The sequence below is a fragment of the Vibrio sp. OPT46 genome (genome assembly GCF_015163535.1).
Lineage (GTDB): Bacteria > Pseudomonadota > Gammaproteobacteria > Enterobacterales > Vibrionaceae > Vibrio > Vibrio alginolyticus.
The window spans coordinates 458-1105 of the sequence record NZ_JADDYG010000659.1 but is presented as its reverse complement, the minus strand read 5'-3'; the positions used below and the strand labels follow the sequence as shown (position 1 = coordinate 1105).

Genomic DNA, 648 nt, shown 5'->3' with positions numbered 1-648 from the left:
CGGTCATGATGTCAAATGGAATCGACAAGTAGAAACCTTTGGTAAAACTACCTTCACCAAATTCATCCGCAGACAAGTCTGTAAATGAGGCAAAGGCGCCAGCAATTACGCCACTCTTGAACTGCTTAGAAACATTGATTTGTGTACCAACATCGCCAGCTAGGAACTGACCAACATCGACTTGGATCATCAAATCTTGTAGGAATTCCCATTGAGGGTAGTAGTAACCAGATACAAAACCAGTGAAGCCTTTATCAATAACTTGGAACGGACGTCCATATTCTGGCACGTTTTGCCATTTCTCGTCGTAAACACCGAAGTAACTTTGTGGATCACGTTGAGAAATTACGTTGACGTCAGCGCCAATCGCCCAGTTAGCTCCTTGCGGTCGGTAAAGAAACTCGGTACCAACTCCGGCAAACATGCTCTCCAGATAACCCGCGTAGAATTGCTGATCCATCGTGTCGGAATACTCTTGGAACCAAGTCAATTGTAAGTTTGACATGGTTACAGCATGTTCATTTTGGTAAGCGCGGAACATGGTGCGAACACGAGGAACGGTAGTGCCATCAGGTGGAGTGACATAAATAAACTTATCGTAGTTGTTATACCAATCCCAGTATAACGAACCGCCAATTTCAAGGTTGT

The 648-nt window shown here is 44.4% G+C and carries 1 protein-coding gene; it reads right to left on the bottom strand.

Translation table 11 applies throughout. The features are described from left to right. Positions 1-648 (bottom strand): YjbH domain-containing protein (locus IQR33_RS34250; protein ID WP_228014114.1); only part of this gene is annotated, 648 nt, incomplete at both ends.